This is a genomic window from Mycobacterium sp. SP-6446, assembly GCF_001954045.1.
GTDB lineage: Bacteria > Actinomycetota > Actinomycetes > Mycobacteriales > Mycobacteriaceae > Mycobacterium.
The window spans coordinates 1-15,436 of record NZ_MBEM01000118.1 but is presented as its reverse complement, the minus strand read 5'-3'; the positions used below and the strand labels follow the sequence as shown (position 1 = coordinate 15,436).

17 protein-coding genes are annotated in these 15,436 nt (G+C 68.3%); 8 read left to right on the top strand and 9 right to left on the bottom strand.

Annotated elements, in window-relative coordinates; all coding sequences use genetic code 11:
* Positions 1 to 734 precede the first annotated feature (734 nt).
* The 3 genes from A5736_RS10240 (at position 735) to A5736_RS10230 (ending at position 3,110) form a co-directional block, all read left to right on the top strand.
* Positions 735 to 1,133 (top strand): hypothetical protein, encoded by a 399-nt coding sequence (locus A5736_RS10240; RefSeq protein WP_076245995.1) that lies wholly within the window; start codon positions 735 to 737, stop codon positions 1,131 to 1,133.
* A gap of 145 nt (positions 1,134 to 1,278) precedes the next feature.
* Positions 1,279 to 2,337, top strand: a complete 1,059-nt coding sequence (locus A5736_RS10235; protein WP_076245993.1) for a hypothetical protein — start codon at positions 1,279 to 1,281, stop codon at positions 2,335 to 2,337.
* Positions 2,338 to 2,438: 101 nt separating this feature from the next.
* Positions 2,439 to 3,110 carry a hypothetical protein gene (locus A5736_RS10230; protein WP_139333240.1) on the top strand — a complete coding sequence of 224 codons (672 nt, stop codon included), beginning with the start codon at positions 2,439 to 2,441 and terminating at the stop codon, positions 3,108 to 3,110.
* A gap of 48 nt (positions 3,111 to 3,158) precedes the next feature.
* On the opposite strand, the gene A5736_RS10225 is transcribed toward A5736_RS10230, so the two are convergent.
* From A5736_RS10225 to A5736_RS10215, 3 genes are read right to left on the bottom strand one after another with little or no spacing between them, the layout of a single operon-like run.
* Positions 3,159 to 4,088 (bottom strand): SDR family NAD(P)-dependent oxidoreductase, encoded by a 930-nt coding sequence (locus A5736_RS10225; RefSeq protein ID WP_076245990.1) that lies wholly within the window; start codon positions 4,086 to 4,088, stop codon positions 3,159 to 3,161.
* Entirely contained in the window at positions 4,085 to 4,579 is a 495-nt protein-coding gene (locus A5736_RS10220; RefSeq protein ID WP_076245988.1) for a hypothetical protein, read from the bottom strand. Before A5736_RS10220 ends, A5736_RS10225 begins: the two co-directional genes overlap by 4 nt.
* Positions 4,576 to 5,403, bottom strand: coding sequence for a DUF2867 domain-containing protein (locus A5736_RS10215; protein ID WP_076245986.1), 828 nt, complete (start codon positions 5,401 to 5,403; stop codon positions 4,576 to 4,578). The genes A5736_RS10220 and A5736_RS10215 overlap by 4 nt, the downstream gene beginning before the upstream one ends.
* Positions 5,404 to 5,424: 21 nt before the next feature.
* On the opposite strand from A5736_RS10215, the gene A5736_RS10210 reads away from it, so the two are divergent.
* Positions 5,425 to 6,027 carry a TetR/AcrR family transcriptional regulator gene (locus A5736_RS10210; RefSeq protein ID WP_076245985.1) on the top strand — a complete coding sequence of 201 codons (603 nt, stop codon included), beginning with the start codon at positions 5,425 to 5,427 and terminating at the stop codon, positions 6,025 to 6,027.
* Here the strand turns inward: A5736_RS10210 and A5736_RS10205 are convergent.
* Genes A5736_RS10205 through glp form a run of 4 tightly spaced genes read right to left on the bottom strand, consistent with a single transcriptional unit; the run spans position 6,001 to position 10,996 of the window.
* Positions 6,001 to 8,187: an AAA family ATPase gene (locus A5736_RS10205; protein ID WP_076245983.1), complete on the bottom strand. Its 2,187-nt coding sequence runs from the start codon at positions 8,185 to 8,187 to the stop codon at positions 6,001 to 6,003. The genes A5736_RS10210 and A5736_RS10205 overlap by 27 nt on opposite strands.
* On the bottom strand, positions 8,184 to 9,047 hold the full coding sequence (gene pssA, locus A5736_RS10200) for a CDP-diacylglycerol--serine O-phosphatidyltransferase (protein ID WP_076126733.1): 864 nt from the start codon (positions 9,045 to 9,047) through the stop codon (positions 8,184 to 8,186). Before pssA ends, A5736_RS10205 begins: the two co-directional genes overlap by 4 nt.
* On the bottom strand, positions 9,044 to 9,766 hold the full coding sequence (locus tag A5736_RS10195) for a phosphatidylserine decarboxylase (RefSeq protein ID WP_076126735.1): 723 nt from the start codon (positions 9,764 to 9,766) through the stop codon (positions 9,044 to 9,046). The genes pssA and A5736_RS10195 overlap by 4 nt, the downstream gene beginning before the upstream one ends.
* 24 nt (positions 9,767 to 9,790) lie before the next feature.
* Entirely contained in the window at positions 9,791 to 10,996 is a 1,206-nt protein-coding gene (gene glp, locus A5736_RS10190) for a gephyrin-like molybdotransferase Glp (RefSeq protein ID WP_076245981.1), read from the bottom strand.
* Between the two features lie 54 nt (positions 10,997 to 11,050).
* Here glp and A5736_RS10185 point away from each other — a divergent pair, with 54 nt between their 5' ends.
* Positions 11,051 to 11,530, top strand: coding sequence for a VOC family protein (locus tag A5736_RS10185; RefSeq protein ID WP_076126740.1), 480 nt, complete (start codon positions 11,051 to 11,053; stop codon positions 11,528 to 11,530).
* The gene (locus A5736_RS10180; protein ID WP_076245979.1) at positions 11,521 to 12,960 is read left to right on the top strand and encodes an NAD(P)/FAD-dependent oxidoreductase; all 1,440 of its coding nucleotides are present in this window, start codon (positions 11,521 to 11,523) and stop codon (positions 12,958 to 12,960) included. The genes A5736_RS10185 and A5736_RS10180 overlap by 10 nt, the downstream gene beginning before the upstream one ends.
* Here A5736_RS10180 and A5736_RS10175 read toward each other — a convergent pair.
* Positions 12,945 to 13,439, bottom strand: a complete 495-nt coding sequence (locus A5736_RS10175) for a cupin domain-containing protein (protein ID WP_076126744.1) — start codon at positions 13,437 to 13,439, stop codon at positions 12,945 to 12,947. The two genes, A5736_RS10180 and A5736_RS10175, sit on opposite strands and share 16 nt — an antisense overlap.
* A gap of 26 nt (positions 13,440 to 13,465) precedes the next feature.
* Positions 13,466 to 14,392, bottom strand: coding sequence for an SDR family NAD(P)-dependent oxidoreductase (locus A5736_RS10170; RefSeq protein WP_076245977.1), 927 nt, complete (start codon positions 14,390 to 14,392; stop codon positions 13,466 to 13,468).
* A 103-nt stretch (positions 14,393 to 14,495) separates the two neighbouring features.
* On the opposite strand from A5736_RS10170, the gene A5736_RS10165 reads away from it, so the two are divergent.
* Positions 14,496 to 15,065: a TetR/AcrR family transcriptional regulator gene (locus A5736_RS10165; RefSeq protein ID WP_076245976.1), complete on the top strand. Its 570-nt coding sequence runs from the start codon at positions 14,496 to 14,498 to the stop codon at positions 15,063 to 15,065.
* Between the two features lie 177 nt (positions 15,066 to 15,242).
* Positions 15,243 to 15,436: TCP-1/cpn60 chaperonin family protein (locus A5736_RS10160; RefSeq protein WP_305800075.1), on the top strand; the 194-nt coding region annotated here is incomplete at its 3' end.

Below are 15,436 nucleotides of genomic sequence, written 5' to 3'. Positions count from 1 at the left end.
ACACGCGCCCCGGCCCCGCCGCCGGGACGCGTCCGTTCTGCCAACCGCAGACCCCACCGGAGACAAGGAGTCGGCACATCATCAGTGAAAACTGGCCGAGCGGCGGATTGTTCCGCGCGGGGCGTCGGCAACGGACGACGAAGGACACACAGCATGAACACCGAGCACACTCTGAAGAAGATTATCGCGGGGACACTGCTATCGGGGGGCGTCGCGGTCACGGGTATGGGCCTGGCGGCAGGCACCACCCAGGCCGATCCCGGCCTTGCGCCGCCGATGCACGGTCCCTTGTCAGGCGGTAACCCATGGACGTGGTGCCCGGGGGATCCAATGAGCGGTACAAACTCACGTAACAACCACGGAGGCCCGGGACTGGATGTTCAGTGGGACATGACCCGCTGCCACACTTGGTGGGGCGTCGTCTGGGGACATGGAAACGTTGCCCCCGGTGTTTGGGATGGGCCTGATCCGCCGCCGCCGGAGGCGACGCAAAAGCCATGGTGCGGGTTTCCTTTCATGTGTTCAGGAACACCGTGATCAGGGGCTGGCGGCCGCTACGGAGTGACTTGCATTGTCTGACAGGCTGATTCGCGTCGACGCGATCGCGGTCCCCAAGCGGGGCGCAACATCTTTGGCCGGGGTTGTTGGGATCGGTAGCGCGCCGGCACTTGTGTAGTGATCCCGGTAGCCAATTACTCATGCGACGCAGACCGTCAGGGAAGGAACGCGAGGCCATGCCGCACCATCGCACAATAAAGAAGATCGCCAGCGCGCTGCTGTCGGCTGGCGCGGCGGTCGCCGTATTCGGCCTGTCAACCGCTGCAGCCCATGCCGACACGTTCTCTCCGCAGCCACACAACTGGTGTCCTGGGCAAGGATTGCCGTTCCGGGGCATTCAATGGGACATGGGTGTGTGCCACACCTGGTATGAGGTTCCGTTCGGGCAGGGCAATGTGCGGATGGTCGACACGCACGGAAATCCGGTGCGCAGCTTCGTTTCGGCGGACACTCCGGCCCCGGTCTTTACACCTCCGCCGTCGCCGGCGCCGCCGCCCCCGCATCCCTTCTGCACCCCACGCGGCAACTTGATCATCATCCCGCCGATCTGCGACGAGATCGGCGTGCCCGAATGACGGGCCGCAATGCTTTGGATGACTGGGTGATTCAAGAACAACGCGCCGATGTGCTCAATGCACCGCGGTATTGCAGTAACCACCGAACTCGAATGTGTCGGTGGGTCCCAATGATTGGTGTCGGACGCAAGCGGAGGCATTCGGAATGAACGTCAACGACGGATCGGATGCGGTGCGCCGGTTCGTGGCCACCCCTCCCTCCGTTTCCTCCAAAATGAATGAATTCGCGACCGGAAAGCGAACCCTCGCTGTCGCATACGGCGCGACGATCGGCGTCGGTTTGGGCGTCGGCGTGGGCGTCGGAGCTAGCGCGGGCGTGGGCATGGGGATCGGCTTGGGCCTGGGCTCCGCAGCGGCCGTCGTCATGCTGGTTCCGTTGGTTTGGTTGGCGTACGCGTGGTGGCGTTCGCGCCAACGGGTCGTGATTGCCGTCACGGGCGATGACCTGACCGTCAATCTGCGGCCCGGCGATGTCTTTTCACTCCATGAGGCAAAGCTCGGTCCATGGGTGACGATGGGCGTAGCGCTGCACCTGCGCTGTGGCCGTCAGCGCTTCGTTCTTGGCGCACGAGATCGTCGCATTACTCCCGCAACGCGCCTCGAAGCGCCACCCGTCCAGGCCGTCGATGCGTGGTTACCGACTGCGGAGTTCGATGAGCTTCTCGCCGTCGGTGGCCGCCCAACGGGGATGGGTGTACGCGGGCCCGCACCAGAGGAACCGACTCGGTGTCTGCTTTTTCCCAACCCATACTTGGCGGAACAGTTGGGATCGTTCGCCTTCCGTAAACAGTTGCGACTTCAGCAATCACTCTCGCGGCCCAGTCTCGTTCTGGACGTGGACAACCGTGCGGTCGGAGTGATCGACCCCGACAGCGATGCGCCCAGTGCCTCGGCGTCGCGTGCGCAGGTGACCGCGACACCGGTGATTTTTCAGCCCGACAGTGTCACGAGCGGCGATGGCAGCACGTATGACTATCCCGGGATCGCAGGCCTGGCCGTGTGTGTTCCGGGCGTGCAACCACTGACCATCGGATGTCTGGAGGCGGTCAAGTCGGGATTTCGATTCTCGTGGCACGGCAACGTGTCTGGTTCGAACGAACGCCCTGCTTATGTCGTCTCCGCGGCGGATTTGCTGATGCTCGCTCAGACATTCGGGATGGCCACCAATCTGAAAGACGCAGCGGCTACCGACCGAACCGCCTAGATTCCGTCCGGCACTCTTTGACAACAACGGGGACACCCATGAAGAAGGCATGGCTAATGATCGTCGGGGGTTTGGTGCTGATTTGTGGTGGACTTCCCGCGATGATTGATTTTTCGCGCTATTGGTGGTGCTTAGCCTTTTTCATCGCTGGGTTCGTCGTGCTGAACCTCGGCAGGCGACGGCACGATTTGCTGCTGCTGGCTCGCAATGAGTCCGCCAGGCGAATCCCCGATCTGCAATATCAACCAGACGCGGCGGTCGGCGGCGCAGATCTCCCCCAGTCGCGGCCGCCGTTGCCGGCGAATCCCGGGGTGGGAACGGGACGTAGTCGCCGCAAGCTAGCGCGGGCCTTGGCGTGGATCGGCGTCATCTTTGCCGGCATGGTTGTGTACGCCGGGGTGCGTGTGGCCGAAGAAGGTGTGTTGCCCGAGGTTTTCGATTCTGGCACGCCCGCGAGGGCGACGGTCGTTAACTGCGTGCCGCACGAGTACCGGGGGATCGTCGGATACCGGTGCAACGCCATGTGGAGCGTCGGGGGAGCATCACGGACCGGCCCGATCTACCCCTTGTCGACGTGGAGCGGGGGGTGGATAGACGTTTACAAGAATCCGCCAGCGGTCGGATCACAGGTGGACGTTCATGTGCGTGGCGGACGAGCCTACCAACCGGCGGACCTCGCCCTCGATATTGCGTTCATCTCCGGGGGGTTGGCCGTAATCGCGGCGGGCGTGGTCATGTTGTGGTACCTGCGGCGCAAATACAGGAGACTGTAGTGGGCCATTGCCGGGCCGTCGGATGTAACCGACCTAAGGTTGTGTTCATCATCGGTTCAACAACTTCTCGGAGAGCGTCCATAACTGTGCCGCGCGCTGCGTGTCGCGGGCATAGGGCGCGACGGCTTCGCTGACGCCGCAGTCTTCGAGATACAAGCCACCCCGATCAGCCAACTCGGGGCTTACCGCGGCCCAAACCTGCGTGGCCGCACCGTGTTCGGGCGTCACGACGTCGAGGAAGCCGTCGGACGCTTCGCCGCGTGCCGCGCCGCTGGCCGCGGCGTGTTCGCGTAGCCGGGAGAAATCCGAGCGGGACATGTACCGCGCCAGCGAGGTGGCCACGGTGCCGGGGTGGACGGCGTAGGCGCGGATTCCGTTCTCGCGCAGGCGCCGGTCCGCCTCGACGGCATGCAGGATGTTCGCCGTCTTGGACGCGCCGTACGCGGCGAACTTGTCGTATTCGCGGCGCTCCCAGTTGGGATCGCCGAAGTCGATGTCGCCCAGGAGGTGACCGCGCGACGACAGCATGACGATGCGGGCGTCTCCGGCGGCCGCGAGCTGCGGGACGAGGAGCCGGGTGAGCTCGAAATGTCCGAAATGGTTTGTCCCGATTTGTAGTTCGAACCCATCGTGGGTGCGCCCGAACGGCGTGAACATCACCCCGGCGTTGTTCATCAACACGTGAATCGCGGGCGCGAGGTCGCCGATCGCTGTGGCCGCCGCGCGCACGCTGGCCAGCGCGGTGAGGTCGAGGTGAACCGTCGACGCCCGCGCGCCGGGCACTTCGGCCCGAATCCATTCGGCGGTCTGGGCCAGCGCATCATGGTTGCGCGCGGCCAGCACCACGTGCGCGCCCGCGGCGGCCAGCGCCCGCGCCGACTCCCGGCCCAGCCCGGACGACGCGCCCGTGATCACACATGCCTTGCCGGACAGGTCGATTCCCTCGACGACCTGCACGGCCGTCGGGCGTTCGGTCATCGCGGTCCGGCTTCCCGCTCGGCCAGGGACTTCAGCGTGAGCAGCTGCTTGCGCATCATCACCAGGTCGCCGAGGGCCAGCGCGCGAGCGGGCAGCCGGGGCCCCGCGAACCACACGCGCGCGTGCAGCCGCGAGCCGGGTCCCTCGGGCCGGACCGCGTAGGTGACCGCGACGCCCTTGGACCGCAAGGTGATCTGCTCGTCGTCGGTGAACGACTGCAAGGTGAACAAGGTCATGAATCGCTGTCCCACTTCGAGGTGAACCAGTTCGGGGTCGCGCGCTCGAGGACTGCGGCGGCCGAGGTTGTCCAGGATGTCATAGCTATAGGGTGCTACGCGCAACTGGCACAGCCAGCAGAACACGATCGACGGCGGCGCGGCGATGCTGATCGCGCGGTCGGCCTGGACGCCGGCGCGCGGGCGCAATGCGTCGCAGGGCAGCGGCACGGTTCGTTCCGTTGGCCGCACACCCCAGGTCAGGCCCAGGCTCAAGGGACGGTCGCTCCGCGGGTGAGGCCGCGACGGGCGCTGCGCGCCATCAGCCGTGGCGCCACGATGCGGTGCAGCGGACCGACCGCGGTCCAGACGGCTCGGGCGGCGAGCTTGTGACGGTAATGCAGGCGCGTGGTGAGGACGGCTCGCCGTCCGTCCTCGCGTCGCAGCGTCAGCCGGGCATCCATCAGGGGCCCGCCCGTCGCCAGCACGATCTCGTCGCGATCCGAATGCGCGATCGGCCAGCCGATTACGTGCTCGGGCGAGGAATACGGGCCCAGGCGAAATCTCAGGATGTGGCGGTGGATCCATGGGACGACGCCGGCCAGGGCGCCCGGTTCGCCCCCGAGGCCGTCGCGGAACGCCTGTTCGGCGGTGCGCGAGTCGCCCTGCAGGATGGGGACTTCGAAGATGTCCGCGTAGTCGGCGGCGCTCTCGCCGGTTTCCGCCCGCGCCGCGCGCACGGCCCCGGCGATGCGTCGCAGCGTCCATCGCACCGCGACGCGGTGCCCGCCGGTGCCGATGACCAGCGCGCGATAGGCCCCGCCGTGCGGGCCCGGGAAATCCGCCCACGTCGCCGCCCGCAGCCTTGTCCGCTGCCCCGATTCGTCCAGCTCGAACACCCAGCGGTACACCGCGAACGGGTGGCGTCCCTTAAGCGCGAACCGTTCGGGTGGGCGCGCCTCGTCCAGCACGAAACCGGGGGGCACGGTGGAGGGGTCGCGGGGGTCGCGGCACATCACTTGCAGCAGCGCCGACCACGTGTCGTCGCGATTCGCGTCAACGGTTATGGCATGCTCATCGATATAGGGTAATCGTTCCATATAGAAGGATCGTACTAGATCATGGCCCCACCGCGGAAGCACGAAACCAATGTGATCCTCGACGCAGCACGCGCCTTGGTGCTCGACGGCGGACCGCGGGCGGCGAGCGTGGCGGCGATCGCGAAGTCCAGCGGTGCGCCGGCCGGCACGCTGTATCACCGGTTCGGCAACCGCGACGGCATCTTGGCGGCGGCATGGCTGAGGGCGCTGGAACGCTTTCAGGCGCGGGCAATGGCGGCGGGGACGAAAACGACCGACCCGATGGAGAGCGCCGTCGCGATGGCCGTCACGGCCATCGGTTTTACTCGCGAACTTCCCGAGGACGCCCGGCTGTTGTTGACGATGCGGCCGGGTGATCTGCTCGACGGCGAGCCCGACGCGGCGTTCTCCGAGACGCTGGCGGCGATGAACGCGCCGCTGATCCAGCGGGTCCGCGGCCTGGCGCGGGAGCTGTTCGGCAGCGGCAGTGCGCGGTCCGTCGATGCGGTCTCCCGGGCGGTTGCCGACCTGCCGTACGCGGTGGTGCGGCGCCACGCGCACGACGATCCGTTGCCACGCTGGCTCGAAGCCGACGTGGCTGCCGCGGCGAGGGCGATGTTAGAGAGCTTTGGCGAACGCGCGTAGCGCGTCCACCTGGACCGGATCCAGCGAGGGGCGCACGGTTTTGCGGGCCGCCGCGAGATCGGCCGCCGTCACGTCGGCGGCGTCGATGGACCGGCGCATCGCGCTGAGCGCGGCCTCCCGCAGCAGGGCCACGCAATCGGCCGCGCTGTAGCCGTCGAGTTCCGCGGCGACGTCGTCGAGGTTGACGTCGGCGCTCAGCGGGATGGATTTGCCTGCGGTGCGCAGGATTTCGCGGCGGGCGGCGGCGTCGGGTGGTTCGACGAACACCAGCCGCTCCAGCCGGCCCGGGCGGAGCAGCGCGGGGTCGATCAGATCGGGCCGGTTGGTGGCACCCAGCACCACGACGTCGCGCAGCGGGTCGATGCCGTCGAGTTCGGTGAGCAGGGCGGCGACGACTTTGTCGGTCACGCCGGAGTCGAAGCTCTGGCCGCGCCGCGGCGCCAGCGCATCGATCTCGTCGAGGAACACCAGCGACGGCGCGGAATCGCGGGCCCGCCGGAACAGCTCGCGGACGGCCTTCTCCGACGCGCCCACCCACTTGTCCATCAGCTCGGAGCCTTTGACCGCGTGCACGCTCAGCTGTCCGGTGCTGGCCAGCGCGCGGACCACGAAGGTCTTGCCGCACCCCGGCGGCCCGTACAGCAGCACCCCGCGCGGCGGGTCGACGCCCAGCCGGGCGAACGTGTCGGGATGCTGCAACGGCCACAACACCGCTTCGGTCAGCGCCTGCTTGGCCTCGGCCATGTCGCCCACGTCGTCGAGCGTGACGTTGCCGACGGTCAGTTCCTCGCTGGCCGAACGGGATAGCGGCCGGATGACGCTGAGCGCACCGACGAGGTCGGACTGCTCCAGCTTGGGCGGCTGACCGTCGACGCTGGCACGCGAGGCGGCCCGCAGGGCCGCTTCGCGCACCAGCGCGGCCAGGTCCGCGGCAACGAAACCCGGTGTGCGGCCGGCGATTTCGTCGAGGTCGAGGTCGCCCGTGGGTACCGGCTTGAGCAGCGTCTCCAGCAGTGCCTCGCGGGTGTCCGCGTCGGGCAGCGTCAGGCCGAGTTCGCGGTCACACAGTTCGGGGGCGCGCAGCCGCGCGTCAAGCTGGTCGGGCCGCGAGGAGGTGGCGATCAACGCGACTCCGTCGGTGGCCACCGCGATGCGCAGCTCGGCGAGGATGAGGGCGGCGACCGGCTCGGCGGCTTCCGGCAGCAGGGCGTCGACGTCGCTGATCATCAGGACACCGCCGCCGTCGCGGATCGTTGTCGCCGCCGCGGCCACGGCCTTCAACCGATCCTCGGCGGCCAGGGCGCCGACCTCCGGGCCGTCGAGCTCAACCAGCCTGCGACCGGCGCTCACCGCGCGGACCAGCGTCGCCTTGCCGACGCCGGCCGGACCCGACACCAGCACACCCAAATTAGTCCCGGCGCCAAGGGTTTTCAGCAGATGCGGTTCGTCGAGCGCCAGCTTGAGCCATTCGGTGAGCTTGGCGGCCTGCGCCTGCGCGCCCTTGAGGTCCTCGGCGTGGATCGGGGGGTTCGCGAGGCTGGCTGATCCCCGGGCGGGGGCCGCGGCGGTGCTCGGGGGTACGCCGGCGCCCCAGGTGACAAGTGAGTTCGGTTGCACGCTGACGGGTCCCTCGGGGTCGACGCCGGTGACGGTCAGCAGCTCCGACGTCCAGCTGATCCCGACCGCCGACGCCAGTGCCCGGCTGGCCGCCGATGTGGACGTACCCGGGCCCAGGTCGCGCGGCAGCAGCGACACGGCGTCGCCGACCGTCATCACCTTGCCCAGCAGGGCTTGTCGCAGGTTCGTCGGCGTGATCGACTGGGTGGTCAGCGTCGAGCCGGACAGCATCACCGACCGCGCGCCGTAGACGGTGACCGGGGTGACGATCACGGCGGTACCCTCGCGCAGCCCGGCGTTGGACAGCGTCACGTCGTCGAGCAGCACGATGCTCACCGGGATGTCCTGGTCGGCGAGGCCGGCCACCGCCGCCGTGGTCCGCGATCCGGTCAGCGACACCGCATCCCATTCCCGGATGCCAAGGGCGGCAATGGCATTCGGGTGTAATCGGATCACGCCGCGGCGTGAGTCGACGGCCGAGGTGTTCAGCCGCGCGGTGAGTGTGAGCTGACGGCCCGCTTTATCACCGGCGTCGGGGTTCACGGCAGCCGCCTGCCCGGCTTGCGCAGCCCCAGCCGCGTCATCGATCGGCGGTTCGGATGCGCCTGGCGGATCGCGCGCCGCGTCGCGCGCCGCTGCTTGGGTTCGTCGTCCCATGCCTCCGGGTGCGCGGCCAGCCAGCGCTGGCTGTGCACCGCGAACGGGACGTGGCACAGGTAGGCGATGATGATCACCCAGATCAGCATGTAGGGAGCCAGCACCGCGGCGGCCGCGGCGATCGCCAGCAGGGCCAGCAGCGGAGCCGCCCAGTTCGGCGGCACCGCGGCGGCGTGCATCTTGCGCATGGGGATCTTGCTGATCATGAGCGCGGACGTGCCGGTGATCCAGATGCACAGGAACGTCGCCGACGTCCACCAGCCCTCGCCGAACTGCAACTTGAGGCCGATCAGCCCGATCATCGAGATCGCGCCGGCCGGCGCGGGCATCCCGACGAAGAATTCATGCGTGTACGACGGCTGGGTTCCGTCGTCTTGCAGGGCGTTGTATCGGGCCAGCCGCAGCACCACGCAGACCGCGTACAGCAGCACGACGACCCAGCCCGCCGGCGACTTCGACAGCATGGTCACGTAGACCACCAGCGCGGGCGTCACTCCGAAGTTCACCGCGTCGGCCAGTGAGTCGATCTCCGCGCCGAGCCGCGACTGGGCGTCGAGGATGCGGGCCACCCGGCCGTCGAGGCCGTCCAGGATCGCCGCCGCGGCGATCAGTGCCATCGCGGCTTTGGGCTGATGCTCGAGGGCGAACCTGATCGACGTCAACCCCGCGCAGATGGACAACACCGTCATCGCGCTGGGCAGGATCTGCAGGTTTACCGGCCGCCTGGCGCGGGGCCTGCTGATCACGGCAGCTCCGCCAGTACGGTCTCGCCGGCGACCGCTCGCTGCCCCACCTTGACAAGTGGCTCCGCGCCCGGCGGCAGGTAGGTGTCCAGCCGGGAGCCGAACCGGATCAGGCCGTAGGTGTCGCCGATCGACAGCTTGTCGCCGACGTGCGCGTCGCACACGATGCGGCGCGCCAGCAGACCGGCGATCTGCACGGCGACGACGTCGGCGCCGCCGGCCGTCCGGATCCGCAGGCTGGTGCGCTCGTTGTCGGTGCTCGCCGAGGCCAGATCGGCCGACCCGAAGCGGCCCGGCCGGTGCTGCATCGCGATCACCTCACCGCTGACCGGGGCGCGCTGCACGTGGGCGTCCAAGAGCGACAGGAAGATACTGACCCGCGGCAGCGGTGTCTCCGCCATGCCGAGTTCGGCCGGCGGGGCCGCGGAGTCGATCACGCAGACCACACCGTCGGCGGGGGCGACGATGGCGCCTGGCCGGGTGGGCGGCACCCGCGGGGGATGACGGAAGAACCCCGCGCAGGCACCCGCCGCGAGTAAACCCGCGCGGCGCAGCCAGCGGTGGTTGCGCCCGGCGAAGGCCACCGCCAGACCCGCGGCGATGAACGGTCGCCCTGCGGGGTGCACCGGCGGGATGGTGGAGCGCACCAACTCCACGATGTGTTGCGGGCCGAAAGTCGGATCCTCGGCGGTCGGGCCGATGGTGCGGGGGCGTCGTGCCACGCGGCCATCTTACGGAGCGACGGCCTAACTCAGATCCCAGACTTGCAGTTGGGTTCCGGCCGACACCTCCACCACGTTCTCGGGGATGTCCAGCAGCCCGTTCGCCGATGCCAACCACCGCAAATGGTGCGACGCCGGTGGGCCGTAACTCGTGACGCTGCCGCCGTCGGCGTCGAGTATCGCGCGCCGGAATTGGCGCTTGCCGCGCGGCGAGGTCAACGACTCGGCCAGGATCGCGGGCCGGTGCGGGCGCTCGGGATCGGGGAGTCCCATGGCCGCCCGCAGCGCGGGGCGGATGAACACCTCGAAGGACACCAGCGCGCTGACCGGGTTGCCGGGCAGGGTGACGATCGTGGTGCCCGCGACCCTCCCGATGCCCTGCGGCATTCCGGGTTGCATCGCCACCTTCACGAATTCCACGCCCTGGTCGCCGTCCCGACCGAAGGCGTCCTTCACGACTTCGTAGGCGCCCGCGCTGACGCCGCCGCTGGTGATGATCAGGTCGGCATCGGCCGCGTATCGGTCGAGGAGCGAACTGAATTGGGCGACATCGTCTTCGGCGGTCGCGACGGCGGTTACCTCGGCGCCCGCCTCGCGGACGGCGCCGGCCAGCATGATCGAGTTGGACTCGTAGATCTGCCCCGGCTGCAGCGGGGTGCCGGGCGCCACCAGCTCCGACCCGGTCGATATCACCAGCACCCGCTGGCGCGGGATCACGGTCAGCTCCGCCATGCCCAGCGCCGCGGCCAGGCCGAGGACGGCCGGCGTCACGACCTGACCCGCGCGCAGCACAGTGGTGCCGGGCGCGACGTCCTCGCCCGCCCGCCGGATGTGCTTGCCGGGGTCGCGTGGCGCCCGAATCGCGACGGTGTCCACGCCGCCGTCGGTGTCTTCGACCGGCACGATTGCCGTCGCACCAGCCGGCAGCGGAGCGCCGGTCATGATCCGGTGCGCGGTTTTCGGTTGGAGCGTCAACTGGTCGGTGCGTCCGGCGGGAATGTCCTCGGCGACGGGCAGCACTACGGGGCGCTCCGGTGTGGCTTCCGACGTGTCCTCGGCGCGCACGGCATACCCGTCCATCGCGGAGTTGTCGAAAACCGGCAGCGCCAGCTGCGCGACCACATCCTCGGCCAAGACCAGACCCTGGGCCTCGGCCAACGCGACCGTGACCGCCGGGCGGGCATGAATCATCCCCGATACAACACGCTGATGTTCGTCGACTGAGCGCACTCGGCCATTATCGGCCCTCCCCGATTTCCGGCTCGCGGACGTACAGTCGAGAACGTGATTACCGGGTTGGCCCACACCGGCGTGTGCGTGCCCGATTGCGAGGCCGCGGTGGCGTTCTATCGAGACGTATTGGGCCTGCGTGTGCTGTCGCCGCCATACGTGATGGCCGGTAACGCCATTCGCGACGACATGGGCGAGATGGTGTCCGACCCCACGATGAAGGCGGCCATCGTAGGGTTCGACGACGGCAGCGACCGCGTCCTCGAGGTGATCGAATATCTCGGCGTCGACGGCGGCGAGCAGCGCGCCGCCGCGGCCCTGACCGACCACGGGCTCTCGCACGTCGGGCTGATCTGTGAGGACCTCGACGCCACGCGCGCGGAGCTGGAGGGCAAAGGCGTGCGCTTTCTGGTCAGCGGGATCGCGGATGTCGCGCGGGTGCGCACGACGTGGTTCGTCGACCCGTGGGGAGTGGTGTTCATCCTCGTGGAGAAGACCCGGCCCGAGCGACCCTATTTCGCGCAATGGGGGTGAGGCGCAGGGTCGCGATCATCGGTGCCGGCGCCGGCGGCATCGCGATGGGCATCCAACTCGCCGACGCCGGATACGATTTCACAATTTTCGATCGCGCCGACGGCTTCGGCGGCACCTGGCGCCACAACACCTTTCCCGGCGCGGCCTGCGACGTGCCGTCGCATCTGTACTCGTACTCGTTCGCGCCGAACCCGCGGTGGAGCAAGACCTATGCCAACCAACCCGAGATCCTGGCCTACCTGGAGAAGGTGGCCGCCGAGCACGGGCTGGGTCCACACCTGCGGCCGGGAACCGCGGTCACCACGGCGCGCTGGTCCGACTCTCGGCGCCGCTGGACGCTGATTACCGACGACGGCGCCGAGCACGACTTCGATTTCGTGGTTAGCGCCGTGGGGATGCTCGATGTGCCCCACATCCCGGATATCCCTGGGGCGCAGCGGTTTCGGGGTCGCCAATTCCATTCGTCGCGCTGGGACCACAGCAAGTCGACGGCCGGCGAGCGGGTCGCGTCGATCGGGACGGGCGCCAGCGCGGTCCAATACGTGCCCGCCATCGCGCCAAAGACGGCGCACCTCACGGTGTTTCAGCGCACCCCGATCTGGATCGCGCCCCGGTTCGATTTTCCGTTCACGGTCGAGCAGCACGAGGAGTTCGAACGCCATCCCGAGATGGCGCAAAAGCTGCGCGACGAGGCCTTCGATGCCTACGAGTCGTCCAGCTTCGACGTGGACGCCGCGCAGACGCGCGAAGCGACCGAGCTGGCCCGCAGCTATCTGGCGCGCAAGGTGGCCGACCCCGAGCTGCGCGCAAAGCTGACGCCGGACTATCCCGCCGGCTGCAAGCGCCCGCTGATGTCGCGCGAGTGGTATCCGACGTTCGCGTTGCCGAACGTCAGCCTGGAAACGACGGCCATCGCCGAGCTGACCGAACGGGGGGTGCGCACCGTCGACGGCGTCGAACACCGCGTCGACACCGTCATCTACGGCACCGGCTTCAAAGCCGCCGACTACCTCTCCAGCATCGAGGTGTACGGAACCGGCGGCCGCCATTTGCGCGACGAGTGGAGCGACGGCGCGGAGGCGTACCTCGGCACGCTGATCACCGGGTATCCGAACTTCTTCACGCTGTACGGCCCAAATACCAACGGGGTCAACTCGATTCTGTACATCCACGAGGCGCAGACCACCTTCATCCGCCACATCCTCGATGTGCTGGGTGGCCGCGGTGCACGCACCGTCGAGGTCACGCCCGCCGCGCAGCGGCGCTACAACGACGAGATCCAATCAGCCATGCAAGGCAAGGTCTGGCTGGCGTGCACCAACTACTTCCGGCATCCGAGCGGAAAGGTCGTCACGCAGCTGCCCTACAGCGGGCGGACATTCTTCGAACGCACTCGCACGCTGGTTCACGACGACTATTGGATCCAGTAATTGTCGTGACGGATGAACCATTCCCGGCGTTCGTCGTCGGTCATGTCGGCCAGCGCGCCGAAACCCTCGAAGTAGGCCTCGCGCGGCGCGCCGGGGGCGAACAGCATCAGGATCGACGCCGCTTCGTCGGCCTCGTTGCGGAAACCGTGGATGCCGCCGGGCGGGACGTAGAGGAAGTCGCCCTGGTGGCCGTCGACCCACTCGTTGCCGTCGAAGAGCTTCATCGTCCCGGACAGCACGAAGAACGCCTCGGACATGGCGCGGTGATAGTGCGCCGGCGGCCCTCCGCCGGCCGGGGCGATGTCGACCCGGTACAGGCCGTAGTCGCCGTCGGTGGCCTGCTGGTTGGCCAGGTAGTGGTACTTGGTCCCGAACGTCTCGTAGTCGGGCGGCTCGTCAGCGCGCTTGAGCCACGCGCTGATCTCGGGCTCGTCCTTGGTGTATCGGGGCGGTGGATAGGGCGGTACGACAAGGGACATGAGTCCAGTGTGGCCCGCGCCGCGGATCAGTCGACGGGGTAGACCACCCCGGTCAGCTCCTTCGACACCGCCCACAATCGGCGCTGCCGATCGGCATCATGCGACTTCTTGCTAGACCCCACGATCTTGGGATAGCCCCGAGTCTGGCCGAGGCCGTCGGGCCCGTAGTACTGGCCGCCGAGCACCGCCGGGTCGGTGGCGGCACGCAGGGTGGGTAGCGCGCCGATGGCCGCGTCCTGGGCGATGAGCGGTGCGAGCCGCTCGAACGCGGAGAGCAGCCAGGAGGGCATGTTGCGCATCAACTCGGTGTCCGACATGCCGGGGTGCGCGGCCGCGGCGATCGTCGTCCCGTGGGGCGCCAGCCGCCGCTGCAGTTCGTAGGTGAAGAGCAGGTTCGCCAGCTTGGCCTGCCCGTAGGCGGCGACCCTGTTGTAGCGGCGCTCCCACTGCAAATCGTCGAAGTGAATGTCGGCCAGGATGCGGTGGCCGACGCTGCTGACCGTCACAACCCGTGAACCCGCAACCGGCAACAGCCGGTCGAGCAGCAGGCCCGTGAAGGCGAAGTGGCCCAGGTGGTTGGTGCCGAACTGCAGCTCGAAGCCGTCCTTAGTGGTCGATTTCGGCGTGTACATGACGCCGGCGTTGTTGATCAGCAGGTCGATGCGGTCGTGCTCGGCGCGCAGCTGCTCCGCCGCGGCGCGGATGGACTGCAGCGAGGTCAGGTCGAGTTCCTGCAGCGCGACATCGGCATGCGGGCTGTTGGCGGTGATCCGCGCGGCGGCGTCCTTGCCCTTGTCGAGGTTGCGCACCGCCATCACCACATGGGCTCCGTGGTCGGCGAGCGCGGCGGCGGTCTCGTAGCCGAGGCCGGTATTGGCCCCGGTGATGACGGCGACGCGGCCGGTCTGGTCGGGAATGTCCGCGGTGGTCCACTTGGCCTTAGAAGGGGTCATGCAAGCTCCTAAGCTTGTAAGGTAAACGGGGCGAGCGCTCCGGTTGATTGGTTACTATACGGAACGCCCGCCCCGCTTTGTCAACCGAAAGGGCGATGGACACATGGCGCAGCCGGCTGCCCGACCGTTGCGCGCCGACGCGGCGCGCAACCGCGCGCGGGTCCTGGAGGTCGCCTACGACACCTTTGCCGCCGAGGGCCTGTCCGTGCCGATCGACGAGATCGCACGGCGCGCCGGGGTCGGGGCCGGCACCGTCTACCGGCACTTCCCAACGAAGGAGGCGCTCTTTCAGGCCGTCATCCACGACCGGATGCAGCACCTCGTCGACGACGGGTACGCCCTGCTGAAATCCGACGGTCCGGGTGAAGCGCTGTTCAGTTTCCTGCGCTCGATGGTGCTGCGGTGGGGCGCGACGGACCGCGGGCTGGTTGACGCGCTGGCCGGGCTGGGCATCGACATCGCGAGCGTCGCGCCCGACGCCGAGGATGCGTTCCTGGCCGCGCTCGGCGACCTGCTGCACGCGGCGCAGGAAGCGGGCACCGCGCGCCGCGACGTCGGCGTGCGCGAGGTCAAGTCGATCCTGGTCGGCTGCCAGGCGATGGAGGCGTACAACTCGGAGTTGGCCAACCGGGTGATCGAAGTCGTCGTCGACGGTTTACGCGCGGGGCGATAACCGCCGGGGTCTTCTTGCACTCGACATGGGCGAGTGCTAAGAATGACGTTGGCACTCGCGACCGGTGAGTGCTAGGTCGGGACGGTGAGACCAGGCCCAACGACAGCCCGGTCGTCCGTCGCGGGCACTGCACCCGGCCAGGACGTGTCATCCCCAATCCGGAGGAATCACTTCGCAATGGCCAAGACAATTGCGTACGACGAAGAGGCCCGGCGCGGCCTCGAGCGGGGCCTGAACAGCCTCGCCGACGCGGTAAAGGTGACGTTGGGTCCCAAGGGCCGCAACGTCGTCCTAGAGAAGAAGTGGGGTGCCCCCACGATCACCAACGATGGTGTGTCCATCGCCAAGGAGATCGAGCTGGAGGACCCGTA

Excerpts from the sequence above, each read along its gene's own strand:
- A5736_RS10240 (WP_076245995.1), top strand. The coding sequence starts at position 735 with ATGCCGCACCATCGCACAATAAAGAAGATCGCCAGCGCGCTGCTGTCG.
- A5736_RS10235 (WP_076245993.1), top strand. The coding sequence starts at position 1,279 with ATGAACGTCAACGACGGATCGGATGCGGTGCGCCGGTTCGTGGCCACC.
- A5736_RS10230 (WP_139333240.1), top strand. The coding sequence starts at position 2,439 with ATGATTGATTTTTCGCGCTATTGGTGGTGCTTAGCCTTTTTCATCGCT.
- A5736_RS10225 (WP_076245990.1), bottom strand. The coding sequence starts at position 4,088 with ATGACCGAACGCCCGACGGCCGTGCAGGTCGTCGAGGGAATCGACCTG.
- A5736_RS10215 (WP_076245986.1), bottom strand. The coding sequence starts at position 5,403 with ATGGAACGATTACCCTATATCGATGAGCATGCCATAACCGTTGACGCG.
- A5736_RS10210 (WP_076245985.1), top strand. The coding sequence starts at position 5,425 with ATGGCCCCACCGCGGAAGCACGAAACCAATGTGATCCTCGACGCAGCA.
- A5736_RS10180 (WP_076245979.1), top strand. The coding sequence starts at position 11,521 with ATGGGGGTGAGGCGCAGGGTCGCGATCATCGGTGCCGGCGCCGGCGGC.
- A5736_RS10175 (WP_076126744.1), bottom strand. The coding sequence starts at position 13,439 with ATGTCCCTTGTCGTACCGCCCTATCCACCGCCCCGATACACCAAGGAC.
- A5736_RS10170 (WP_076245977.1), bottom strand. The coding sequence starts at position 14,392 with ATGACCCCTTCTAAGGCCAAGTGGACCACCGCGGACATTCCCGACCAG.
- A5736_RS10165 (WP_076245976.1), top strand. The coding sequence starts at position 14,496 with ATGGCGCAGCCGGCTGCCCGACCGTTGCGCGCCGACGCGGCGCGCAAC.